We start from the raw sequence: 23514 nt of genomic DNA, 5'->3' as shown, positions 1-23514 counted from the left end.
GATTATTCACAGGCGAGGTGGAATATGGGTTCGCAAGTCTGGGTTGTGAGCACGCTGCTGATCAGCATCGTGTTAATCGTCTTAACGATCGTCAAACTGAAGTTTCATCCTTTTCTGGCGCTGCTGCTGGCGAGCTTTTTCGTCGGCGCGATGATGGGAATGGGCCCGCTGGAGATGGTCAACGCCATTGAGAGCGGGATCGGCGGCACGCTGGGCTTCCTGGCGGCGGTGATCGGCCTCGGCACCATTCTCGGCAAGATGATGGAGGTCTCCGGCGCGGCGGAGCGCATCGGCCTGACGCTGCAGCGCTGCCGCTGGCTGTCGGCGGACGTGATTATGGTGCTGGTCGGCCTGATCTGCGGCATCACGCTGTTTGTCGAAGTCGGCGTGGTCCTGCTGATCCCGCTGGCCTTCTCCATCGCCAAAAAAACCAACACCTCGCTGCTGAAGCTGGCTATTCCGCTGTGTACCGCGCTGATGGCGGTGCACTGCGTGGTCCCTCCGCATCCGGCGGCCCTGTTTGTCGCTAACAAACTGGGCGCCGATATTGGCACAGTGATTGTCTATGGCCTGCTGGTCGGTCTGATCGCCTCGCTGGTTGGCGGCCCGCTGTTTCTCCGAGCGTTAGGCAACCGCCTGCCGTACAAACCGGTCCCGGCCGAATTTGCCAATCTTGAGGTCCGCGAGGCGTCGACGCTGCCGTCGCTCGGCGCCACGCTGTTTACCGTACTGCTGCCGATTGGCCTGATGCTGGTGAAAACCGTCGCCGAACTGAACATGGCGAAAGGCGGCACGCTGTATACGGTGCTGGAATTTATCGGCAACCCCATCACCGCGATGTTTATCGCCGTCTTTGTCGCGTATTACATGCTCGGCATTCGTCGGCAAATGGGGATGGGCGTCCTGCTAACCCATACTGAAAATGGCTTTGGGTCGATCGCCAACATCCTGCTGATTATCGGCGCAGGCGGCGCGTTCAACGCGATCTTAAAATCCAGCGGCCTGGCCGATAGCCTGGCGGTGATCCTGTCGAACCTCGATATGCACCCGATTCTGCTGGCCTGGCTGGTGGCGCTTATCCTGCACGCCGCCGTCGGCTCTGCCACCGTGGCGATGATGGGCGCCACCGCCATCGTCGCGCCGATGCTGCCGCTCTATCCCGGCGTCAGCCCGGAGATCATCGCTATTGCTATCGGTTCCGGCGCCATTGGCTGCACGATCGTCACCGATTCCCTCTTCTGGCTGGTCAAACAGTACTGCGGCGCAAGCCTCAGTGAAACGTTCAAGTACTACACGACGGCGACTTTTATCGCGTCGCTACTTGCACTGGCCGCCACCTTCCTGCTTTCTTTCATTATCTGAGCGCAAAGAGACGTATGATGAAACACGCTGAATTGACTACCTTGACCGCGACCTTCCCGCTTGTGCAGGATCTGATCGCCCTGAAAGAAACCACCTGGTTTAACCCCGCCACCACCCCTCTGGCGGAGGGATTACCTTACGTCGGCCTGACCGCCGACGACGTGCAGGACGCCCATGCCCGCCTTCAGCGCTTCGCGCCCTATCTGGCGGAAGCCTTCCCGGAAACGGCCATCAGCGGTGGGATCATCGAATCGGAAGTGGTCGCCATTCCGGCAATGAAGCACCGCCTCGAGCAAAAATTCGGCCAGCCGATTGGCGGCGAACTGCTGCTGAAAAAAGACAGCCATCTGCCGATCTCCGGCTCGATCAAAGCGCGCGGCGGCATTTATGAAGTGCTGACCCATGCGGAAAAGCTGGCGCTCGAGGCCGGGCTGCTGACTACCGCAGATGATTATCGCAAATTGCTGACGCCGGAGTTTAAACAGTTCTTCCGCCAGTACAGCATCGCCGTCGGCTCAACCGGCAACCTCGGGATGTCGATCGGCATCATGAGCGCCCGCATCGGCTTTAAGGTTACCGTGCATATGTCCGCGGACGCCCGGGCGTGGAAAAAGGCCAAACTGCGCAGCCACGGCGTGACGGTGGTGGAGTATGAAGAGGACTACGGCGTGGCGGTCGAACAGGGACGCAAGGCGGCGGAATCCGACCCGAACTGCTTTTTCATCGACGATGAAAATTCGCGCACGCTGTTCCTCGGCTATGCCGTGGCCGGCGAGCGCCTGAAGGCGCAGTTCGCCAAAGCCGGACGGGTGGTCGATGCCGACCATCCGCTGTTCGTCTACCTGCCGTGCGGCGTCGGCGGCGGCCCCGGCGGCGTGGCGTTTGGCCTCAAGCTGGCCTTTGGCGACCACGTTCACTGCCTGTTCGCCGAACCGACCCACTCTCCCTGCATGCTGCTCGGCGTCTACACCGGGCTTCATGACCAGATAGCGGTGCAGGATTTAGGCATTGATAACCTGACCGCCGCCGACGGTCTGGCGGTCGGCCGGGCGTCCGGCTTCGTTGGCCGGGCAATGGAGCGCCTGCTCGACGGGTTCTATACCCTTGATGACCAGACGATGTATGACATGTTGGGCTGGCTGGCGACAGCGGAAAATATCCGCCTTGAGCCCTCTGCGCTGGCCGGGATGGCCGGGCCGCAGCGCGTCTGCGCCAGCAAAGCGTACCATCAGCTGCAGGGGCTGAGTGAGCAACAGCTGCAGCAGGCGACCCACCTGGTGTGGGCCACCGGCGGCGGAATGGTGCCGGAAGAGGAGATGGCGCAGTATCTGGCGAAGGGGCGCTAATCTTCAGCGCAGCAGCGGCATCAACGCCTCTGGCGGCCGCTGCTGTCGGCGCAGGTCCCGCATCACTCGCATATAGGGCCCGCTGAGATCGTAGAACTGCCGATAACCCGCGCACAGCGGGTCTTCCTGTTCGCCGCAGCGGCACAGGCGTAGCCACGGACAGCCGTAGCAGGCGCTGTTGGCCGCCGGCGCGCCCGCCTGCGTTATCAACTCGCCGCACCAGGCGCTCAGCGTCTCGCTGAACAGCAAAATATTGATACGGCCAATATCTTCCCGCACCCAGCGGTGAAAGACCGCGCAGAGAAACTCTCCCCACAGCGCGGCGTCGCCAGCCGCCAGCTGCGGAATAAAATGGATAGCCGTAAGCCCCTGTTGACGCAGCTGCGCATAGAACGCCTGCGGCTGGCGGCAATGCTCCGCCTCGACCACTACCGCCTGAAAGGGAGTGTCATGTTGCTGGCCGGGGGCATGAGTGAGAGGCAAATTCGCCGGACATCCTGTCATGACATATCCCTAATGAATGAAACTATCTGTTGAAGGTGAGTAACAGCAAACAGGAATGCCAGAGAAAGTACTGCGAGTGCGATCAAAAATTTGTCACGAACCGCCCGCGGCTGTAAAAAATCGCTGTCGTCGACGTCCATCAGATGACGACGGCGGGTATAGCCCCAAAGGATCCCCGCCACTATCGCCAGCACGCCGATCGACAGCCAGAACGGCAGTCCGGCGCGGTGCCAGCTGTGCTTAATCGCCAGCGCCATCAGCGCGCCATAGCCCAGCAGGGTGCGAAACCAGGCCAGGGAGGTGCGCTCTGGCTGTAGCCCCGGGTCGCTTTCCCGCCGCGCCCGGCGTTTATCCGCCATACAGCACCAGCAACATCACCGCGACCACCACCGCCAGCAGCAGGATGCTAATCACCAGCAGCGTCCGGGTATAGGGGAGATCCTGCTTCAGGCGCATCGCCTTCTCGTTGTTCAGCCAGCGCAGATAGCCATAGATGGCCATGCCGCCGGCAAACAGGCATAGCAGCAGGGCGAGAATTTCACGGATCAGCGGCGTGGCAAAGTCTGGCGCCAGCTGGTCAAGACCGACGCCAGCGGCAAGAAAACCGAGCGCCGTGCGGATCCACGCCAGAAAGGTGCGTTCGTTAGCCAGCGAAAAGCGGTAATCAGGCGCTTCGCCGAGGCGGGAGATTTTCATGACGGTTCCTTGTTCATCGCGCAGCAGGCTTCAGCATAGCGTAAATCAGGAACCGGGGAGAAGCATCGGCGCCCCGCAGGGCGCCGGTCAACGGCGGGGATTAATGCAGCTCCGGCCAGTAATCCTTATTGGCGGCAATCAGGTCGTCGAGGATCGCTTTCGCCACCGAGGCGCTCGGCACGGTTTTCGACAGGGTAATCGCCTGCCACAGCTTGTGGTAAGAGCGTTGTTCCCAGGCATCGACCACCAGTTTTTCCACCGCCACCTGCTGGCTCATCATCCCTTTCTGGAAGTGCGGGATGTCGCCGACCGTCAGCGGCTCCGGCCCGTTGTGGCCCACCAGGCAAGGAATTTCCACCATCGCGTCGGCGTCAAAGTTATGGATCGCGCCATTGTTCGGCACAATCAGCAGCATCCTTTCCTGCGTGTTAAAGGCGATGGCCGTCGCCAGATCGACGATATACGACGCGTGCTCGTCAATCTCCAGATCGCCTGCGGAGGATTTCCCGGCGGCAATAATCGCCCGGCAGGCGCTGAAGACGTTTTTCTCACGATGATCCATCACCTCATTGGCGCGGGTGCGTTCCGGGTTGGAGTGGGCCACCACGTAGTCCGGGAACAGGTAATATTTCAGGTAGGTATTCGGCATGGTCTGCGGATCCAGCGCCTGCACATCTTTCGCTTTGGCAAAGGTGTCGTTCCAGCTTGCCTCGGTGTGCGGGTCGTTAGAAGGCGGCACATAGCCGTATTTCGCCACATATTCGCGCAGTTTCGGCATCAAATCGTTGCCGTCGAGATCCTCAATCGAAGTCCACCAGCCGAAGTGGTTGAGGCCGTAGTAGCGCACGCGCATCTGTTTACGGTCTTTGAGGCCGACAATCTGCGCCATCCGCCCTTCAATGCCGATCGGCATATCGCAGATGTTGAGAATTTTGGCGTTCGGCCGCAGACGACGGGTGGCTTCCGCCACAATCGCCGCCGGGTTGGAGTAGTTAAGCATCCAGGCGTTCGGCGAATATTTTTCCATATAATCCACCAGCTCCAGCACGCCGCCGATAGAGCGCATACCGTAGGCGATCCCGCCCGGTCCGCAGGTCTCCTGGCCCAGCACGCCGTGGCGCAGCGGGATTTTCTCATCCTGTTCACGCATCGGATATTTCCCGACGCGGATATGCGCCATGACGAAATCAACATCGGTAAACGCCGCCTGCGGATCGGTGGTATAGCTGAATTCAATCTCCGGCGCCTGCTCTTTGAGGATCACTTTGCACGCCTCGGCGATGGTCTCCTGCCGCGCCCCGTCGTTGTCGTAAAATTTCAGCGACCGCAGCGGAAAACGATCCTGGTTTGCCAGCAGCATCAGGACAATGCCCGGGGTGAAGGTGCTGCCGCCGCCTGCGATAACAACTGAGAATTTTTTCATGATACTGCCTCCGTCATGGTGGTATGTTCGGTCGAAAGAGAATCTTTCATCAGGTTTTCCAGCTGGTCGCGTACCTGGGGAACGTGCAGGCCGACGATGACCTGAATCCCGTTGCCGCGGCGTACTACCCCGTGGGCTCCCAGCGCTTTAAAGACGTCGTCACTTTGCGTTTTCGCCATATCGACCAGCGCGATGCGCAGTCGGGTGGCGCAGTTATTGATACTTTCAATGTTGCTGGCGCCGCCGAGGGCCTGCAGAAAGCCAGCGGCCTGGCCCAGCCGGGTCTCTGGCGCGGCTGCCGCCGTGGTTTTACCCCGCGCCGCCTGATAATCAGCCTTGCTGTAGAGCTTGATTTCGCTCTCTTCCCGGCCCGGCGTCTTCAGGTTCAGACGCAGGATCAGGGTGCGGAAGACCACGAAGTAGAGGGCGGTGAAACAGAGACCAATACCTATCTGAATGAACATCATCGAGGCGTGGTGATGGAACATCGGGATCCAGTTTTGCGGCAAGAACTGGTCGAGCAGGCCGCCGCCGAAATTGCCCACCACCCCGCAGATGTACATCACCGTCGCCATGGACGCCGCCAGCACCGCGTGGACGGCGAACAGCAGCGGCGAGATGAACAGGAAGGTGAACTCCAGCGGCTCGGTGATCCCGACCAGCATCGCGGTCAACGTGGCGGGGATCAGCAGGCCGGCGACCTTGACGCGATTTTCCGGCGCGGCGGTGAAGTAAAGCGCCAGCGCAATGCCCACCGAACCAAACACTTTCGAGTTACCGTGCAGGGCAAAGCCGCCCTCCGGGAACAGCGTCTTCAGCGGTTCCGTACTCTGGCTGAACGCCTGCAGATGCTCTGCCCAGTAGACCTGCAGTCCGCCCTCCACTACCGCCGGGCCAAAGATGAACGGGCCATAGACGAAGTGATGCAGACCGGTGGGGATCAGAATGCGCTCAAGGAAGATGTAGACCCACACCCCGAGCGCGCCGGCAGAGCGCAGGAAGGCCTGTAGCGATTCAATACCCAGCTGGACTTTTGGCCAGCCGAGCAGCGTCAGCCAGGCGCAGGGGATCATCGCGAGGAAGGCGACAATGACCACAAACGATGAGCCCTGGAAGATGCCGAGGAACACCGGCAGGGGTTTATCGAAATAGCGATTATGCAGGGCCGTCACCAGGCCGGAGATGACGATCGCCCCGATAATGCTGGTGTCGAGGGTTTTAATCCCGGCAATCATCGTCAGGCCGCTGCCGGCCGTGGGTTCAACGGAAAAGTCGACGCCGAAGAAGTGGCCCCAGGTCATCCCCATGGCGTTAATAAAGTAGTTCCAGGTGAGAAAGCTCACCAGTACCGCCAGACAGGCCCGGCCCTGGGCCTGCTTCGCCAGGCCAATCGGCAAGCCGACGGCGAAAATCAGCGGCATATTACGAAAGACGGTCCAGCCGCCCTCTTCGATGATGCGAACGATCTGTGCAAACAGGCTGTCGGGTGCGGTCAGCGCTTCGCCGACGAACATCGGGTTGCGCAACATAATGGCGATACCGACCACGATCCCGGCGAAAGGAAACAATAAAACCGGGGTAAACATGGCGCCGCCAAAGCGTTGTATTTGACTGAGCATTGGGAAATCCTCATGTAACAACTCGTAGGGTGAATGGCCTTCTTTTTCTTGATTACCGGCCTCACTCGAGAATAGGAATTTGCCCGTCCAACAACATGCCGCGCCGTTGCGATTCGTGATCGCTTTCATGGTTTTAATTTGGCCAAAGTTGTCTACTTCGTTAACAAAAGTTAGATATCGATAAGCCAAAGGATGAAATCGATCTAATGAATGGATAATAACCTGCTGTCTTAAAACTTATTTTTTAATAACAGGTGAAGAAAATAACCTCGCTCTTTCCTGTACAAGAGGACTACTGGTGATCTACAAATCCATTGCTGACCGCCTGCGGCTGCGGCTGAATTCTGCCGACTTCTCCATCGGCAGCCCGCTGCCGGGAGAGAAAAAACTGGCCGAGGAGTTCGGGGTGGCGCGCATGACCATCCGCAAAGCCATCGACCTGCTGGTGGACTGGGGGTTGGTGGTCCGTCGCCACGGCTCGGGGACCTACGTGGCGCGTAAAGACGTCCATCATGAAACCAGCAATCTCACCGGCCTGGCGGAAGTGCTGCGCAAGCAGGGTAAAGAGGTGGTAAGCCAGGTGCTGGCCTTCGAAGTGATGCCTGCCCCGCCGGCCATCGCCAGCCTGCTGCGAATTAAAATTGATGAACGGATCTACTTCTCGCGGCGGGTGCGCTTCGTCGACGGCAAGCCGCTGATGCTGGAGGATAGCTATATGCCGGTGAAGCTGTTCCGTAACCTGTCGCTGAGCCATCTGGAGGGATCGAAATTTGATTATATTGAGAAGGAGTGCGGGATCATCATCAGCGGGAACTATGAGACCCTGACGCCGGTGCTGGCGGACAGGCAGCTGGCGCGCTCAATGAACGTTCCGGAGCAGACGCCGCTGCTGCGGATTACCTCCCTTTCCTACAGCGACAGCGGCGAGTTTCTTAACTATTCGGTCATGTTCCGCAACGCCAGCGAGTATCAGGTGGACTACCATCTGCGCCGCGTCCAGGCGCACAGCCCGCTAGCTCAGCCCCCAGAACAGCACGGCGAGTAGCTGCGGGGTGATAATCCGCAGGAACATCACCAGCGGATAGACGGTAGCGTAAGAGAGCGCCGCCGCGCCGCTGGTGGCGTGCAGATTGTTGGCGAAGGCCAGCGCCGGCGGGTCGGTCATCGAGCCGGCCAGCATGCCGCACAGCGTCAGATAGTTCATTTTCGCCAGCATGCGCGCGAGAATGCCTACCGTCAGCAGCGGGATGGCGGTGATGAAAATGCCGTAACCGATCCAGCTCAGGCCATCGCCCTGGGTCAGGGTCGCCACAAAGTCGCCCCCCGATTTCAGCCCGACCACCGCCAGAAACAGCACGATCCCCAGCTCGCGCAGCGCCAGGTTGGCGCTCGGCGGCATAAACCAGTACAGCTTGCCGATGCTCCCGATGCGCCCGAGAATCAGCGCCATAATCAGCGGCCCCCCGGCCAGCCCGAGCTTCAGGGCGGCGGGGAAGCCGGGAATAAACAACGGGATAGATCCCAGCAGTACCCCGAGGCCGATGCCGATAAATACCGGCAGCATCTGAACCTGCTGCAGCTTCTGCTGGGCGTTACCCAGCTCGGCGGCCACGGCGTCAATCGCCTCCGGACGGCCGACCAGGTTGAGAATATCGCCAAACTGCAGGCTGGCGCTGCTGCTGGCCACCAGCTCGACGCCAGCGCGATTAAGCCGGGAGATCACGACGTCATAGCGCTGTTTGACGTGCAGATCGCGTATTTTCTTCCCCAGCACTTTCTCGTTAGTCACCACCACACGCTCTACCTTCAGGTCGGTGCCGCGCGTCGACAGCGAGGTGGCCACCTCCTGGCCGATCACCAGTTGCGCATTATGCAGATCCTCCGGCCGCCCCACCAGGTGCAGCAGATCGCCGGCCTGGATAAGGGTGCCCGGCGCAGGCACCATTAGCAGCTCACCGCGCTTCAGTCGCGAACAGACGATATTGTCGCTGTTGAGCATCGGCACATCCTGAATCGCCATCTGGTTGAGGTTAGGGTTCTCCACCCGCACATTGATGGTGTGCAAATGGGCATGGCCGTTGCCGCTACTCTCCTCAAATTGCTGGGCCTCTTTCTCGACATTGATGCGAAAGAACAGGCGCACCAGCCACATGGTCAGCAGAATGCCGCAGATGCCGAACGGATACGCCATCGCATAGCTCATCCCCATCTGATCGACCACCTCGAACGGCACCCCGAGATCGCGCAGGATTTGCTGCCCGGCCCCCAGCGCCGGCGTGTTGGTCACCGCGCCGGAGAAGATGCCAAGCACCACCGGGAGAGGAATATTGAACAGTTTATGCAGCACCGCCGTGACCAGGCCGCCAAGAATCACGATCAGGATAGCGAAAAGATTGAGCCGCAGGCCTGAGACCCGCAGCGAGGCGAAAAAGCCCGGCCCCACCTGGATACCGATGGTGTAGACAAACAGGATCAAGCCGAATTCCTGAATAAAATGCAGCATCGGGCTGCTGAGGGCGACTCCCGCCTGATCGACAAAGTGGCCGACGATAATGCCGCCAAACAACACGCCGCCAATACCAAAGCCGACGCCGCGGATTTTGACATTGCCGATCCACAGCCCAATCACCGCCACCAGCGCCAGTACGCTGACCGTCAATGCTATCTCACTCATGGTATCGTCCCTGTGAATAACATTATTATTAACAGGGATTATGACCGCTGCCAGACGGGTTGTATGCAGCCTGGCGCACAATACCAGCAAACAGACCGGCACAAAAAAGCCCCGAAAATCGGGGCTTTATCAATAGGTTGCTTTATTAGCTATTTAACGCCGGTCGTTCGCTGATGGCGATGCGCTGCGGGGCGATCTGCTCAGGCTCATGGCGGGTCAGATCGATATGCAGCAGACCGTTGGTGAAGGTCGCGCCAGAGACCTCCATGTTGTCGGCGAGGGTGAAGCTCAGGCTGAAGGCCTGGCTCACCAGCCCCTGGTGCAGCCAGGTGGTCTCTTTTTCCGGCTGCTGCGGCGTGCCTTTTACCACCAGGCGGGTGCCTTCCAGCTGAATATCCAGATCTTCCTGACGGAAACCGGCCAGCGCAAGGGTGATGCGGTAGTGGTTATCGTCGCTTTTTTCGATGTTATAGGGCGGGAAGCTCTGGCTTTCACCGGCGGTTTGCAGGGCGCTGGCCAGTTTGTCAAAACCGATCCATTGACGCAGCAGGGGGGATAAATCGTAGTTACGCATACTGTTTTCTCCTTCTGTGAAGCGAGTGAATATCTGCGAATTGCGCGAATTCGCATATGCTCCCTGACGGCGAGCAGGTTGTTACATCAGGCCGCCATGCGGCCTGAGAGGGACAATTAGTTGATTTCGATACGGCGCGGCTTGTTCGCTTCCGGGATCACCCGTTCCAGATCGATATACAGCAGACCGTTTACCAGGTTGGCGCCGCGGACATGAATGTTTTCCGCCAGCTGGAATTTGCGCTCGAAGTTACGCTCGGCGATCCCCTGATACAGGTAGGTCCGCTCTTTCTGCTCGGCAGCGTGGGCGCCTTTGACGATCAGCAGATTGTCCTGGGCGGTGATCTCCAGCTCGCTTTCAGCAAAGCCAGCCACCGCGATAGCGATGCGATAGTGGTTTTCGTCTACCAGCTCGACGTTATACGGAGGGTAGCCGCCATTGCTCTGGCTTTGATTGTTTTCCAGCAGGTTAAACAGGCGGTCGAAACCAATGGCTGAACGATAAAGCGGGGAGAGATCGAAGTTACGCATAATAAATAGCTCCTGAAAATCAGCGAGAATCAAATGACCTTCCATCGTGGACAGGCCGCGGTAATCCGGAATACCCCTCAGGCGTATTCTCAGTGGGTTACACCTATAAAATGGGTTTCTCCCCGTGCTTTTCAAGGGATTGAGGGCGTTTTTTTTTGCAGTTTGCCGATGATTGCTTAGACTGGGGGGAGGAGCACAAAAAGCAAAGTGCGATGCCCGCCACAGTGCGGCGCAATAACGCTATGCATTCACGGGATGGCCCGATATAACCGCTAAAAGGTTATCTCAACGCCCGAAACGACGATGGAAGAACAATGAAAAGCAGACGACTGTTAAAGCTGGTCCTGTTCAGCGGGATAATAAGCCTGAGCGGTTGCTCCAGCGTAATGTCACATACCGGTGGCAAAGAGGGAACCTATCCGGGCACGCGATCCAGTGCGCAAACGCTGGGGGACAACAATACCAACTGGGGTGTGAAATCGCTGGTGGCGCTGGACATGCCGTTCACCGCCGTCATGGATACCCTGCTGCTGCCGTGGGATATGTTCCGCACCGACAGCTCAATCAAATCTCGGGTCGAAAAGAGCGAGAAGGCCACGCTGGCGACCAACTCGGTGATCCCGCCAGCGCCGATGCCTGCCCAGTAAGTTATCGCCCGGTCTGCGTGACCCACAGCTGGCGATAACCGTCCACCTCCTCCATCCAGGCAATCTGTTTACCGTCTGGCGAAAAGACGATCGCGTCCGCCGAGGGCGCATGAGCATGCGCCTCGGTTAAAAAGGTGATATCGCCTGTGCCGGCATGACAGCAGGCAATCCGCCCCTCCAGTACAAAGCCCAGCCACTCTCCCGACGGATGCCAGTTAAACGCCGACTGGATACCCGACGTGTGATGCGTCAACTGCCACGGCTCGCCCCCCTGTGGGGAAATCAGCCACAGCTGCACCACACCGGCGTCGTCGCGCATCAGGAAGGCGATGCTCGTAGCCTGTGGATTGGCGCGCACCCAGTGACGTGGAATGTTCACCAGCCCCGGATAACGGCGATGGTGGGTGAAGGTCAAACGACGCTGACTGACGCCCGCCGGCGGCGCGGGCATCGTGGTTGCGGTACCGGCCAGCGGCTCCCCGCCGGGCTGCTTCCAGCTGGCTTCATCCTGCGGCAGATCGACAATAAACAGCTCCGGGACTTTGTCGCCGTTTTCCGCCAGCGTATCGCCAATAAACGCCAGCGCATGGTTCCCCACCCAGCCCTCTTCATAGGCGCGATTAATCTCATCGCTGCCCGGCGCGGGAGTCGGCGTCGTGCGGCTCACCAGCACGCACCAGTGGCTGCCGCCGTATTCGCGCGGATGGTGGCCCGGCGGCGTCACGGGTCCATACGGCGCGGCCACGCCGACGTTGCGCAGATCCAGCGCCGGGTCGCGCTCGTGCAGCACATGATCGTTGTAGGTAAAACTGACCAGCTGGCCGTTGGGGCTATAGACATGGACGTGGCTGCCGCCGCGCAGCGCCCCGGGGGTGTAAGGGGCAGTGATGTCCATGGCGTCCAGATTCTCGACGGTATCCTGAAAGGCCACCACCCCGCGGCGGTGATGAAAATCATACTGCCATTGCGCATCCGGCCGCTCGGGGCCGTGAATGAACACGTAGCGCTCCTGGGTTGGATGCACGGTCACCACGCCCACGTGCGCGCCTTGCGTGGCACGATAAATGGTCTCCACCGCGCCGCTGTTTACGTTCACTCGCTCAATGGTCTCGCCGGTGAACGACGCACCGGACGGGCGGACGTCGAACACCAGCCACTGACTGTCGGGGGTCCAGGTATTAACATTGGTAAGCTGATGATGACGGGGAGCAAAAGTGACTTGTTTCATAACGATACCCTGATGCGAGACTTACGCATCAGGGTAGCGTATCGCAAAAATTTAGCCTACACGTTTCACATCGCCGACCAGCAGGATATAAGACAGCGCGCCTATCAGCGCCACCACGGAGATATAGACCAACGCCGGGCCAAAGCCGTAATCCTGCGCCAGATAGCCAATCACTAGCGGTACGGTGATGCCCCCCAGGCCGCCAACAAAGTTAAACACGCCTCCGGTTAGACCGATCAGGCGCATCGGCGCCAGGGATGAGACCAGCGACCAGGTAATGGAGGCAAAACCGTTACCGAAGAATGCCAGCGCCATCAGCGCCATAATCCATACCGGGTCGTTGGTGTAGTTCGCCCCCATGATGCAAGTGGAGATCAGCAGTCCGCAGATGATCGGCGTTTTACGCGCCACGCCCAGCGAATAGCCTTTTTTCACCAGTATATCCGCCAGCCAACCAGAGAGCAGGACGCCAAAAAACGCAGCGAGGAAGGGCACCGTGGTCATAAAACCGGCCTTCAGCGCGGTAATGCCTTTTTCCTGGGTTAAGTAGTTCGGGAACCAGGTCAGGAAGAACCACAGCGTCGAGGTTACCGCAAACTGCCCAAGGTAAACACCGACCAGCTTGCGATGAAAGACCAGCTTCCAGTCCGCTTTCGATAACGGTTGACGCGCCTCTTTCTTCACCGGCGCATCGCCATCCACCAGGCCGCCGCCGTCGCGAATATAGTCGAGTTCGGCTTTGCTGATGCTTTTGGTCAGCCGCGGCGGTTGATAAACCTTGAACCAGATCAGCGACCAGATAATGCCGATACCGCCGGTAACAATAAACACCCAGTGCCAGCTCAATAGCTCCTGGATCCAAATCAGCAGCGGCGTTAAGAAAGCCAGGCCAACAAATTGCCCCGAGGTATAAAACCCGACGGCGGAGGCGCGTTCATGCTCCGGGAACCAGCTGGTCACCATGCGGTTATTGGTTGGAAAGGCTGGTGCTTCGAAGATCCCGGTGATAGCGCGCAGGCCTATGAGCGACATTAAGCCGGTGGCGAAGCCTTGTAGCAACGTGGCTACAGACCAGCCAAAGATGGCGATAAAGTAGGTAAGCCGGGACCCCACGCGGTCAAGGAACCAACCGCCCGGGATCTGGCAGAGGGTATACAGCCAGGCAAAGGCGGAAAATACGTAGCCCATTTCCGCTTTGCTAATACCAAACTCCTCCTGAATATGCGCCGAGGCGACGGCGAGGTTGGCGCGGTCAACATAACAAATAACCACGGTAATAAAGATCATGATGAGCGTCAGATAACGGCGACGCCCGGTTTTTACAGCGGTAACTGAAATATCCATCGCAATCTGTCTCCAGATTTTGGGCATAGCGAAGCCGCTCACCATGCCCGGTAATTTACAGAGGGTGTTTTTGTTTTGTATTAATAACTATGTTGCGATGCGCTAAATAATTTGTGCTAGGGAAAGGCGGCAAATTTTCGCATCCCTGGGAGCATACAATCGTATGTGACCAGGGTAAGAAAATGCAGCCAACGCATCACCAGCGCGCAGTATGACGCGCATTTACCATTCGGCGACAGAGCCATCCTCATACCGCCACAACGGGTTTCGCCAGTCCGGCGCGTTTTTACTTAACTCAATCACGCGGGCCTCATCAATTTCCACGCCCAGCCCCGGCTTCGTCAATGGTTTAAAGAAGCCGCCTTCCATATTGAAATCTTCTTTGTTTTTCACAAAATCAAGCAGTTCGGCGCCTTTGTTGTAGTGGATCCCCATGCTCTGCTCCTGGAAGACCGCGTTATGCGAAACGAAATCAACGTGCAGACAGGCTGCCAGTGCGATCGGCCCCAGCGGACAGTGTGGCGCCAGCCCAACGTCATAGGCTTCCGCCATGCCGGCAATTTTATAGCATTCGGTAATACCGCCTGCGTGCGACAGATCGGGTTGTAAAATAGCCACCCCGCCCGCTTCAAGGACCCGTTTAAATTCAAAACGCGAAAACATACGTTCGCCGGCGGCAATAGGAATATGGGTTTGCGCCGCCAGCCGCGGATAATATTCCGCCTGCTCGGCTAATACCGGCTCCTCAATAAATAATGGGCGATACGGTTCCAGCTCTTTAATTAATACTTTGGCCATCGGCGCGCTTACCCGACCATGAAAATCGAGGCCAAACTCAATTTCATTGCCAAACGCTTCGCGGATTTGCGCCACGGTATTCACCGCCGCATCAACCGCGCGGGAATTATCAATGATGCCCATCTCTTCGCAGCCGTTTAATTTAAAGGTATCGAAACCAATGCCGCGCAGCTTCTTAATCCCGTCAATCACTTCGGCGGGGCGGTCGCCGCCCACCCAGCTGTAGGCTTTAATTTTGTCGCGCACCAGCCCGCCCATCAGTTGCCAGACCGGGGCATTCAGGACCTTACCTTTAATATCCCATAACGCCTGGTCAATACCGGCGATGGCGCTCATCATAATCGGACCGCCGCGATAAAAGCCGCCGCGGTACATCACCTGCCACAGGTCATTAATCCGCGCCGGATCCTGACCAATCAGATAATCGCCAAATTCATGAACGGCGGCTTCCACCGTTCGGGCGCGCCCTTCAATCACCGGTTCGCCCCAGCCGACGATGCCTTCATCGGTTTCAATCTTCAGGAACATCCAACGCGGAGGTAAACGGTACGTGGTGATATTGGTTATTTTCATTTCACTGCCTCTCGATACGCTTTTACGAATGCGGCTGCCTGCTGCGCGGTACGTTCAACCGACTGGCCGGCACGATAGAGATCGCTCCCCAGCCCAGCCCCCACACAGCCGGCTTTAATCCACTGCGCCAGGTTTTCCGGCGTCACGCCGCCGACGGCAAAGACCGGAACCTCGGGCGGCAGCACGGCTTTCAACGCTTTGATGTAATCCGGGCCAAAAGCCGATGACGGGAAAATTTTCAGCGCCTGCGCGCCGGCATCGAGCGCGCTGAAAGCTTCGCTGGCGGTGGCGCAGCCTGGACATACGGTCATGCCGTAACCCACCGCTCGCCGGATCACTTCCGGTTGAATGTTTGGCGTCACAATCAGCCGACAGCCCATGGCCGCCAGCCGATCGACCTGCTCCGGTTGTAGCACGGTGCCCGCGCCGATAAGCGCCTGCTCGCCGTAAGCGTCGACGACCTGCGGAATACTTTTCTCCCACTGCGGCGAGTTCAGCGGGATTTCGACCGCGTCGAAACCGGCGTCGATAACGGCGCCAACGTGAGCCAGCGCCTCGTCTGGCGTAATACCGCGCAGAATAGCGATAAGCGGAAGGTTAGTTTGCCACTGCATAAGCGATGCTCCTTATTCCTGTCTGAAATGCCGTATCGCCCGCAACCGCAGTGACTTCGCGGCCAATGGCGCGGAATGCCTGCTGATAGCGGGACGTTAACGATGACCCGGCGACGAGGGTAATCGCCTGCTCTCCGGCGAACGTGGCGCTGAGGGTGGCAACTTCAGCGCCAATCAGCAGGCCGGAAAGAAATTCGCTAACCTGCTCGCGAGGCAACGCGCCCAGCACGTGCGAAGCGCGCACTTCAAACAGCTGCGGCAGGACGGCGGGGTTGTTGATACCGCGCTGCAGACCGGCCGCGAATGCGTCGGCGGACGTTTCCTGCGGCGGCAAGCCGGCGCCCACCAGCGAGTGCTGAAGCAACAGATGATGCAACTCACCGGTCAAAACGGTACGAAAATCGTGAATTTGCAGGCGATCGGCCAGTACCCATTTGCAGTGGGTTCCTGGCATCACATAGACAGACGAAGGGGCTAAGGCGCGTGCGCCCAGCAGTTGCGTTTCTTCCCCGCGCATGACGTTATGGTTATCGTCACGGGAAACGCAAAGGCCGGGAATTATCCAGATATTGTCGCCAACGGCAGTTAACTGCTGGCCAATATCCGAGAAAGCGGCAGGAAGCGGCAAATAAGGGGCAATTTTCCAGCCCACGTTGCTACCGACCATACCTGCCATCACCACCGGTGTGGCGCCATCGCGCCAGTATTGTGTGATTTCCGCTAACACCGCAGCGGGAGATCGACCATTCAGGCGCGTTACGCCTGCTTCAGATTGCCTGCTTTCCAGGCATTCTTCGCCCTGGTACAGCCAGGCGCGTAAATTCGTCGATCCCCAATCTATTGCGATGTAGCGAGCCGTCATGTGATTTCCTTGAGCCTTCGTGTCGAGCTGGCGATCATCGTCAACGCCGCCTGCTCTGCCGCGTCGCTATCCTGATGCCGAATGGCGTCAAATAGCGCTTTATGTTCCTGGAGCGTTTTCGGCATGTTGCCTTCATCGCCCATCCAGGTCCGTTCAAATACCGCCCGCTGCAGCGAACTGATCGCCACGCTAAGCTGCTGCAAAACCGGATTATGTACTGACTGCAGCACCGCCTCGTGGTAGCGAATATCCGCTTCGTTAAAGGCATCCCGGTTTTGGTTATTAGCAATCATGTCATTCAGCGCCGACTCGATTTCCGCCAGATCGCTTGAGGTGGCGCGTTCCGCCGCCCAACGTGCGATGGCGGGTTCAACCAGGTTGCGCACTTCACTCATGGCGCTGATAAGACGCGGGTCATAGTCATTTTCCAGTACCCACTGCAGCACCTCGGTATCGAGGTAGTTCCACTGGTTTCTGGAGGCGACAAACGCGCCGCGATAGCGCTTCATTTCAATCAGCCGCTTCGCCATCAGGGAACGAAACACTTCGCGGATGATGTTGCGCGAGGTTTCAAACTCCTCACAGAGTTCCGCTTCGGCCGGAAGCGCCGAACCGGGAACGTATTTACCGCTGACGATTTGTCTGCCCAGCGAGATCACAATGCGATCGGTCTTATTGAGAGTCATGGAGAGTCCTTGTGCTCTATGTGTACTGCTCTACTTTACCGTCGCTGCTGAATTTCGCCTCATGTTTGTACTACTAACGTGATGCTGTACGTTATCAACATGAGTGTACTGTAGTACAATATTATTGTGTTGTACTACAATTTGGATCACAAAAAGAACAATCCATGAAAATTAAAACGCAGCAGCTCTGGCAAGAGGCGATAAGAGAGAAAAAGAAGGGGAGGACGCGTTAAAACGCTTCGCCGACCTGGAAGTAAAAGCCGCTGCTGCCTTTGCCGATACCGTAGTCGAGGCGAACGTTAACGCGAGGTTTGAATTCAAAGCGGTAGCCGACGCCCGCCGAAGGCAGCCAGCGTCCGTCATTCAGGGAATCCATGGATGGCCCCATGGTTCCCGCCCCGGCCCAGGCCACAATCCCGTGTCGCCAGGTGAGCTGCCGGCGGTATTCCAGTTGGCTGCTAACGACGTTTTTATCGCGATAACGCCCCTGATAGTAGCCGCGCATCCGCTCATCGCTGCCCAGCAGGGGCATCATGCTCCACGGCACATCGCCCTGGGTGAAAGCGCCATCGGCCTCCCAGGCGAGGACGCTCTTCTCGCTGAGGGCATGATAATGGCTATAGTGCAGCTGAAATTCGTCAAAGCGGGTATCGCTGCCTAAGCCGGGCGCATAGTGGGTGTAACGGAAGTTGGCATACTGACCCCGGCGCGGATTGGGGACGAAGTCGCGATCGTCCCAGTTGAGCGCGACGCTGGCGCCCGAGCTGAATACCGACGGCCCCTGCGGGGTATTTTCAATTTTCGGCAGATCGTTATGGTCCATCTCATCGGCATTCTGCGCCGCCAGCGACCATCCGGCGCCGAGATAAACATTGTCGATAAGCTGCCGGTAGACCGTCGGGCGCAGGGTCAGCACCTGGGCGGTATATTTCTCTTTTTCGTTGTCTTTATCACCGGCATGAAAGCCTTGTCCCCAGAAATACGTCGGGGTGTTGGCCATCGATCCATCAACAAAAATTCGCCATCGGTCGTGGTCAAAAAAAGCGTAGTTTTTCACGCTAAGGCCGAAGGCGCCGGTGGAGCTGGCGTAGCCGCTGAGCGTCAGCGTGGAATTCTGGCTGGTGGTATCCTGCGGATCGGGACGGTAGAGACCGACGACGGCAGTGCCGATGCCCAGCCCCAGCTCCGGCGTATAGAACGGACCGGGCATCACGCCCCAGTCAATGCCTTTGCTGGCGTCGAATTCATCGCTGGCGCCGAGATGCTGCAGCCAGCCGTCGATTTGCTCGCGGCTGATGGCCTGCGCCTGGACCGGCGCGCATAGCGCCCATGTCAGAAGCAACAGAACAGGGTTAAGCGGTCGGCTCAAAAGCGATACTCGCCTGAGATAAAGAAGCTGTTACGCTCGGCAAAACCAAACTCCGTGGTGATATTAAAATTCTGCGTCAGCTCATACTGCGCTCCCACCAGCACGTTCCACGGCGACTGCAGATGCTGTTTCACATCAAAGCGGCCATGATTGTCCTGGTTGGCCAGGTTGACCATGTTTTGCAGCATCGGCGACGGCATCGAGAGATCGTTAAGGCTACCCTTAAACTCTTGCTGCACGTCCTGATACATGCTGCCGACCCATAGATTCAGCTTTCCGGCCGGGAGATGTAGCGCATCGACCGATGGCGTATTGAAACGATAGCCTACGCGAGGCGAAAAGGTAAACGCATCGATGCTGCCGTCGAGGATATCAAAGCGCGTCTGGGTGTAGTTAGCGTCCAGTACGGTAAACCAGTTGCCGATGCCGCCCACCAGCGTGGTGCCCATCCCATAGGTGGTGCCTTTAAAATCGAGGCGAAAGTCGAGGTCCTGCATCCCCGGCATCGGCACCACTTTGCCGTTCGGCCCCTTCAGCCCGACGGCAATCTGCGAAATGGAGTGCCCCTCGGTGTGTCCGACGAGACCATAAACATTCATAAACGGCAGCAGCCAGGCATCCAGCTTGAGCGTCTCGGTTTTGCTGCTTTCCCGCGTATTACCGACGCCAATCTGGAAGGCGTTGTCCAGCGAGACCGGCCCATTTCCGAAAATGTGCTTCACGGCGCGTTTGCAAACAGGATCCTTACCGCAATCGATATTGCGGCCGTCCAGCGACAGGCCGGTGAAGCTAATGCTGTCGACATTAATATTCTGCCGCATATCCATATAGTTAATGCTGACGCCAAACGGCAGCGGCAGGACGTAGCCACGCTTTCTGGCCTCGTCGCCTAGCAAAGGGAGTAGCGAAGACGATGCTGTCGCCGCAGGCTGGCGACTTTCTGGCGCCGGCAGATCCGCGGGCTCGGCGCCGTGATAGGCATACGCTGGCTCAAGCGGCGTTGTTGGTTCCGCGGCCGCGCAAATCTGAACAGAGGCGAATGGCAGCGTAACCAACATCAAATAATGGCGTTTATTCATGAAAAATCTGATGTTAGTTCTGAATTGCAAAAAAAGAGGGCGGGTAGCTTATAGAATCCCCTGTGCGGAATAAGGGATTTAAATGCGGATTAACATCTGTTCATGAAAAAAGAGAAGACAGGCCCGACGAACGCCGGACCTGAAGGAAGCTTACGCTAAAACGTATTTTTCAATAGCGAAGGCGACGCCATCATCGAGGTTCGATTTGGTAATGAAGTTCGCCGCTTCTTTGACCGCCGGAATGGCGTTATCCATCGCCACGCCGACGCCGGCAAATTCAATCATCGCGATATCATTTTCCTGATCGCCAATCGCCATAATCTCTTCCGGTTTGATACCCAGCGCATCGGCCAGCGACTTCACGCCGGTGCCTTTATTGACGCGTTTATCCAGTATTTCGAGGAAGTAAGGCGCGCTTTTCAGCACGGTGTACTTTTCTTTCACTTCCGCCGGGATACGGGCGATGGCCTTGTCGAGGATCGCCGGCTCATCGATCATCATTACCTTCAGCAGCTGGATCTCAGGGTCCATCTTTTCCGCTTCGCAGAACACCAGCGGGATGGTCGCCACATAGGATTCATGCACGGTGTAGTAGCTGATATCGCGATTCGCGGTATACAGCGTATTGCGATCGAGCGCGTGGAAGTGGGAGCCGACTTCGCGGGAGAGCTGTTCGAGGAAGCGATAGTCGTCATAGCTCAGCGCGGTTTGTGCGACGGTGCTGCCGTCCCCGGCTTTCTGCACCAGCGCGCCATTGTAGGTGATGCAGTAATCACCCGGCTGCTCCATATGCAGCTCTTTCAGATAGCTGTGGACACCCGCGTAAGGGCGGCCAGTGGTCAGCACCACGTTCACCCCTTTTTCACGGGCGGCGGCAATGGCGTTTTTAACGGCGGGAGAGATAGTGTGATCGGGCAGCAGCAGCGTGCCGTCCATATCAATTGCAATCAGTTTAATAGCCATAGGATCCCCGGGTAAGATGAGTCTTCCCTCATGCTAACGCGATTCCGCTCAAAAAACAGTAAAAGTGTCGGCCAGAAAGGGGGATGGAACCGCAGCAGAGGATTCCCCTTTTACTGGCAAAGAAAAGCCCGGTCGCGCTATGCGACCGGGCTCAGACATTCCGTTACCCCGGTCAAACTCGCGCCGGGGGAACACACGGCTTAGATATCGATATTCGCCGCTTTCAGGGCGTTCTCTTCGATAAACGCGCGACGCGGTTCAACGGCATCACCCATCAGGGTAGTGAACAGCTGGTCGGCGGCAATCGCGTCCTTGACGGTCACGCGCAGCATACGGCGGCTGTCCGGATCCATGGTGGTCTCCCACAGCTGATCCGGGTTCATCTCGCCCAGACCTTTATAGCGCTGGATAGAGAGGCCGCGACGGGACTCTTTCACCAGCCAGTCCAGAGCCTGCTCAAAGCTGGCTACCGGCTGACGGCGTTCGCCGCGCTCGATGTAAGCATCTTCTTCCATCAGGCCGCGCAGTTTCTCGCCCAGGGTACAGATACGGCGATATTCCGGCCCCATAATGAACTCATTATCCAGCGGATAGTCGGTATCCACGCCGTGGGTACGAACGCGAATAACCGGTTCAAAATGCTGCAGCTCTTTGTTCTCATGGAGATCAAATTTCCACTGGCTGCCGTGCTGCTCTTTCTCATTCAGCTCGGAGACCAGTGTGTTCACCCAGCGGGTCACCTTCTGTTCGTCCGCCAGATCGGCCTCGGTCAGGGTCGGCTGATAGATAAGCTCTTTCAGCAGCGCTTTCGGGAAGCGGCGCTCCATGCGGCCAATCATTTTCTGGGTGGCGTTAAACTCAGCAACCAGTTTTTCCAGCGGTTCGCCCGCCAGCGCTGGCGCATTGGCGTTGGTATGCAGGGTGGCGCCGTCGAGGGCGATGGCAATCTGATACTGATCCATCGCTTCGTCGTCTTTAATATACTGTTCCTGCTTGCCTTTCTTCACTTTGTACAGCGGCGGCTGAGCAATATAGACATGGCCGCGCTCGACGATCTCCGGCATCTGACGATAGAAGAAGGTCAACAGCAGGGTACGAATGTGCGAGCCGTCGACGTCCGCATCGGTCATGATGATGATGCTGTGATAGCGCAGTTTGTCCGGGTTGTACTCATCGCGGCCGATGCCGCAGCCCAGAGCGGTGATCAGCGTGGCCACTTCCTGGGAAGAGAGCATCTTGTCGAAGCGGGCTTTCTCAACGTTGAGGATTTTGCCCTTCAGCGGCAGGATCGCCTGATTCTTGCGGTTACGCCCCTGCTTCGCAGAGCCGCCCGCGGAGTCCCCTTCCACCAGGTACAGTTCGGAGAGCGCCGGGTCGCGTTCCTGGCAGTCCGCCAGTTTGCCCGGCAGGCCAGCCAGATCCAGCGCGCCTTTACGGCGGGTCATCTCACGGGCACGACGCGCGGCTTCGCGCGCGCGCGCGGCGTCAATAATTTTGCCGACCACGATTTTCGCATCGGACGGATTTTCCAGCAGGTATTCGCTCAGCAGTTCGTTCATCTGCTGCTCAACCGCCGATTTCACCTCGGAGGAGACCAGCTTGTCTTTGGTCTGCGAGGAGAATTTCGGATCCGGCACTTTCACCGATACCACGGCAATCAGGCCTTCACGGGCGTCGTCGCCGGTGGCGCTGACTTTCGCTTTTTTGCTGTAGCCCTCTTTGTCCATGTAGGCGTTGAGGGTACGGGTCATCGCCGCGCGGAAGCCGGCAAGGTGAGTCCCCCCGTCACGCTGCGGAATGTTGTTGGTAAAGCAGTAAATGTTTTCCTGGAAGCCGTCGTTCCACTGCAGGGCCACTTCCACGCCGATACCGTCTTTTTCAGTAGAGAAATAGAAGATATTCGGGTGGATCGGCGTTTTGTTCTTGTTGAGATACTCAACGAACGCCTTGATGCCGCCTTCGTAGTGGAAATGATCTTCTTTGCCGTCGCGCTTATCGCGCAGGCGGATAGAGACTCCGGAGTTCAGGAACGACAGTTCGCGCAGGCGTTTCGCCAGGATATCGTATTCAAACTCGGTGACGTTGGTGAAGGTTTCCAGGCTCGGCCAGAAACGCACCATGGTGCCGGTTTTGTCGGTCTCGCCGGTCACGGCCAGCGGCGCCTGCGGCACACCGTGCTCATACATCTGCTTGTGCACTTTGTTATCGCGCTGGATAACCAGCTCCAGCTTCTGCGACAGGGCGTTAACCACCGAGACGCCTACGCCGTGCAGACCGCCGGAGACTTTATAGGAGTTATCATCGAATTTACCGCCAGCGTGCAGGACGGTCATGATAACTTCCGCTGCGGAGACGCCCTCTTCCGGGTGAATGCCGGTCGGGATGCCGCGGCCGTCATCCTGGACGGAGACGGAGTTATCGCTGTGGATGGTCACCACGATATCTTTGCAGTAACCCGCGAGCGCTTCGTCGATAGCGTTATCCACAACCTCGAATACCATGTGGTGCAGACCGGTGCCGTCATCCGTGTCGCCGATATACATACCCGGGCGCTTACGCACCGCATCCAGCCCTTTCAGGACTTTGATACTGGAGGAGTCATAAGAATTCGACATCAACGTTT

Annotated in this window: 22 protein-coding genes and 1 other annotated feature; of the genes, 4 read left to right on the top strand and 18 right to left on the bottom strand. The window is 58.0% G+C overall.

Features of this window, described 5'->3' with window-relative positions; translation table 11 throughout:
- The first annotated feature begins 24 nt into the window (after positions 1-24).
- Complete coding sequence (gene dsdX, locus K5R89_RS19450; RefSeq protein ID WP_048335644.1) at positions 25-1362, top strand: D-serine transporter DsdX; 1338 nt, start codon at positions 25-27, stop codon at positions 1360-1362.
- A 17-nt stretch (positions 1363-1379) separates the two neighbouring features.
- A complete protein-coding gene (gene dsdA, locus K5R89_RS19445; RefSeq protein ID WP_023291444.1) occupies positions 1380-2708 on the top strand; it encodes a D-serine ammonia-lyase in 1329 nt (442 codons plus the stop codon).
- A gap of 3 nt (positions 2709-2711) precedes the next feature.
- Here dsdA and K5R89_RS19440 read toward each other — a convergent pair whose 3' ends face one another.
- From K5R89_RS19440 to K5R89_RS19420, 5 genes are all read right to left on the bottom strand, one after another.
- The gene (locus K5R89_RS19440; RefSeq protein WP_023291445.1) at positions 2712-3212 is read right to left on the bottom strand and encodes a hypothetical protein; all 501 of its coding nucleotides are present in this window, start codon (positions 3210-3212) and stop codon (positions 2712-2714) included.
- A complete protein-coding gene (locus K5R89_RS19435) occupies positions 3209-3571 on the bottom strand; it encodes a DUF202 domain-containing protein (protein ID WP_023291446.1) in 363 nt (120 codons plus the stop codon). Before K5R89_RS19435 ends, K5R89_RS19440 begins: the two co-directional genes overlap by 4 nt.
- Complete coding sequence (locus K5R89_RS19430; protein ID WP_004202264.1) at positions 3561-3908, bottom strand: YidH family protein; 348 nt, start codon at positions 3906-3908, stop codon at positions 3561-3563. The genes K5R89_RS19435 and K5R89_RS19430 overlap by 11 nt, the downstream gene beginning before the upstream one ends.
- Before the next feature lie 100 nt (positions 3909-4008).
- Entirely contained in the window at positions 4009-5331 is a 1323-nt protein-coding gene (locus K5R89_RS19425) for a 6-phospho-alpha-glucosidase (RefSeq protein WP_017899668.1), read from the bottom strand.
- Entirely contained in the window at positions 5328-6950 is a 1623-nt protein-coding gene (locus K5R89_RS19420) for an alpha-glucoside-specific PTS transporter subunit IIBC (protein ID WP_130941746.1), read from the bottom strand. The genes K5R89_RS19425 and K5R89_RS19420 overlap by 4 nt, the downstream gene beginning before the upstream one ends.
- 298 nt (positions 6951-7248) lie before the next feature.
- Between K5R89_RS19420 and K5R89_RS19415 the strand changes: the two genes are divergently transcribed.
- Positions 7249-7995 carry a GntR family transcriptional regulator gene (locus tag K5R89_RS19415; protein WP_032454424.1) on the top strand — a complete coding sequence of 249 codons (747 nt, stop codon included), beginning with the start codon at positions 7249-7251 and terminating at the stop codon, positions 7993-7995.
- On the opposite strand, the gene K5R89_RS19410 is transcribed toward K5R89_RS19415, so the two are convergent.
- The 3 genes from K5R89_RS19410 to ibpA form a co-directional block, all read right to left on the bottom strand.
- Positions 7963-9624 carry a putative transporter gene (locus K5R89_RS19410; protein WP_072414106.1) on the bottom strand — a complete coding sequence of 554 codons (1662 nt, stop codon included), beginning with the start codon at positions 9622-9624 and terminating at the stop codon, positions 7963-7965. The genes K5R89_RS19415 and K5R89_RS19410 overlap by 33 nt on opposite strands.
- 145 nt (positions 9625-9769) lie before the next feature.
- Positions 9770-10198, bottom strand: a complete 429-nt coding sequence (ibpB, locus tag K5R89_RS19405; protein WP_023291450.1) for a small heat shock chaperone IbpB — start codon at positions 10196-10198, stop codon at positions 9770-9772.
- A 116-nt stretch (positions 10199-10314) separates the two neighbouring features.
- Positions 10315-10728: a small heat shock chaperone IbpA gene (gene ibpA / locus K5R89_RS19400; protein ID WP_004151523.1), complete on the bottom strand. Its 414-nt coding sequence runs from the start codon at positions 10726-10728 to the stop codon at positions 10315-10317.
- Positions 10722-10797 (bottom strand) — a sequence feature (ROSE (Repression Of Heat Shock gene Expression) occurs in the 5'-region of heat shock genes and acts as an RNA thermometer to modulate expression.). It overlaps the preceding gene by 7 nt.
- A gap of 245 nt (positions 10798-11042) precedes the next feature.
- Here ibpA and K5R89_RS19395 point away from each other — a divergent pair.
- Entirely contained in the window at positions 11043-11375 is a 333-nt protein-coding gene (locus tag K5R89_RS19395; RefSeq protein WP_023291451.1) for a YceK/YidQ family lipoprotein, read from the top strand.
- A 1-nt stretch (position 11376) separates the two neighbouring features.
- On the opposite strand, the gene K5R89_RS19390 is transcribed toward K5R89_RS19395, so the two are convergent.
- The 10 genes from K5R89_RS19390 to gyrB form a co-directional block, all read right to left on the bottom strand.
- Positions 11377-12603: a DUF3748 domain-containing protein gene (locus K5R89_RS19390; RefSeq protein WP_130941747.1), complete on the bottom strand. Its 1227-nt coding sequence runs from the start codon at positions 12601-12603 to the stop codon at positions 11377-11379.
- A 51-nt stretch (positions 12604-12654) separates the two neighbouring features.
- A complete protein-coding gene (locus tag K5R89_RS19385; protein ID WP_217259541.1) occupies positions 12655-13992 on the bottom strand; it encodes an MFS transporter in 1338 nt (445 codons plus the stop codon).
- A 177-nt stretch (positions 13993-14169) separates the two neighbouring features.
- Positions 14170-15318, bottom strand: coding sequence for a galactonate dehydratase (gene dgoD / locus K5R89_RS19380; protein ID WP_032454428.1), 1149 nt, complete (start codon positions 15316-15318; stop codon positions 14170-14172).
- The gene (locus K5R89_RS19375; protein ID WP_044525097.1) at positions 15315-15932 is read right to left on the bottom strand and encodes a 2-dehydro-3-deoxy-6-phosphogalactonate aldolase; all 618 of its coding nucleotides are present in this window, start codon (positions 15930-15932) and stop codon (positions 15315-15317) included. The genes dgoD and K5R89_RS19375 overlap by 4 nt, the downstream gene beginning before the upstream one ends.
- Positions 15916-16794 carry a 2-dehydro-3-deoxygalactonokinase gene (locus K5R89_RS19370; RefSeq protein WP_032454430.1) on the bottom strand — a complete coding sequence of 293 codons (879 nt, stop codon included), beginning with the start codon at positions 16792-16794 and terminating at the stop codon, positions 15916-15918. The genes K5R89_RS19375 and K5R89_RS19370 overlap by 17 nt, the downstream gene beginning before the upstream one ends.
- Entirely contained in the window at positions 16791-17480 is a 690-nt protein-coding gene (gene dgoR / locus K5R89_RS19365) for a D-galactonate utilization transcriptional regulator DgoR (RefSeq protein WP_032454431.1), read from the bottom strand. The genes K5R89_RS19370 and dgoR overlap by 4 nt, the downstream gene beginning before the upstream one ends.
- Before the next feature lie 229 nt (positions 17481-17709).
- Positions 17710-18825 carry a BamA/TamA family outer membrane protein gene (locus K5R89_RS19360; protein WP_162543142.1) on the bottom strand — a complete coding sequence of 372 codons (1116 nt, stop codon included), beginning with the start codon at positions 18823-18825 and terminating at the stop codon, positions 17710-17712.
- A gap of 20 nt (positions 18826-18845) precedes the next feature.
- The gene (locus K5R89_RS19355) at positions 18846-19928 is read right to left on the bottom strand and encodes a hypothetical protein (protein ID WP_023291454.1); all 1083 of its coding nucleotides are present in this window, start codon (positions 19926-19928) and stop codon (positions 18846-18848) included.
- Positions 19929-20078: 150 nt separating this feature from the next.
- Positions 20079-20891 carry a sugar-phosphatase gene (gene yidA, locus K5R89_RS19350; RefSeq protein ID WP_023291455.1) on the bottom strand — a complete coding sequence of 271 codons (813 nt, stop codon included), beginning with the start codon at positions 20889-20891 and terminating at the stop codon, positions 20079-20081.
- Between the two features lie 200 nt (positions 20892-21091).
- Complete coding sequence (gene gyrB, locus K5R89_RS19345; protein ID WP_004202281.1) at positions 21092-23506, bottom strand: DNA topoisomerase (ATP-hydrolyzing) subunit B; 2415 nt, start codon at positions 23504-23506, stop codon at positions 21092-21094.
- Positions 23507-23514 lie beyond the last annotated feature (8 nt).

Origin of the sequence: Klebsiella sp. TF21-TM (assembly GCF_019753495.1) — a bacterium.
GTDB lineage: Bacteria > Pseudomonadota > Gammaproteobacteria > Enterobacterales > Enterobacteriaceae > Klebsiella > Klebsiella quasipneumoniae.
The sequence above is the reverse complement of the archived record's forward strand: the minus strand, read 5'-3'. Positions and strand labels throughout refer to the sequence as shown.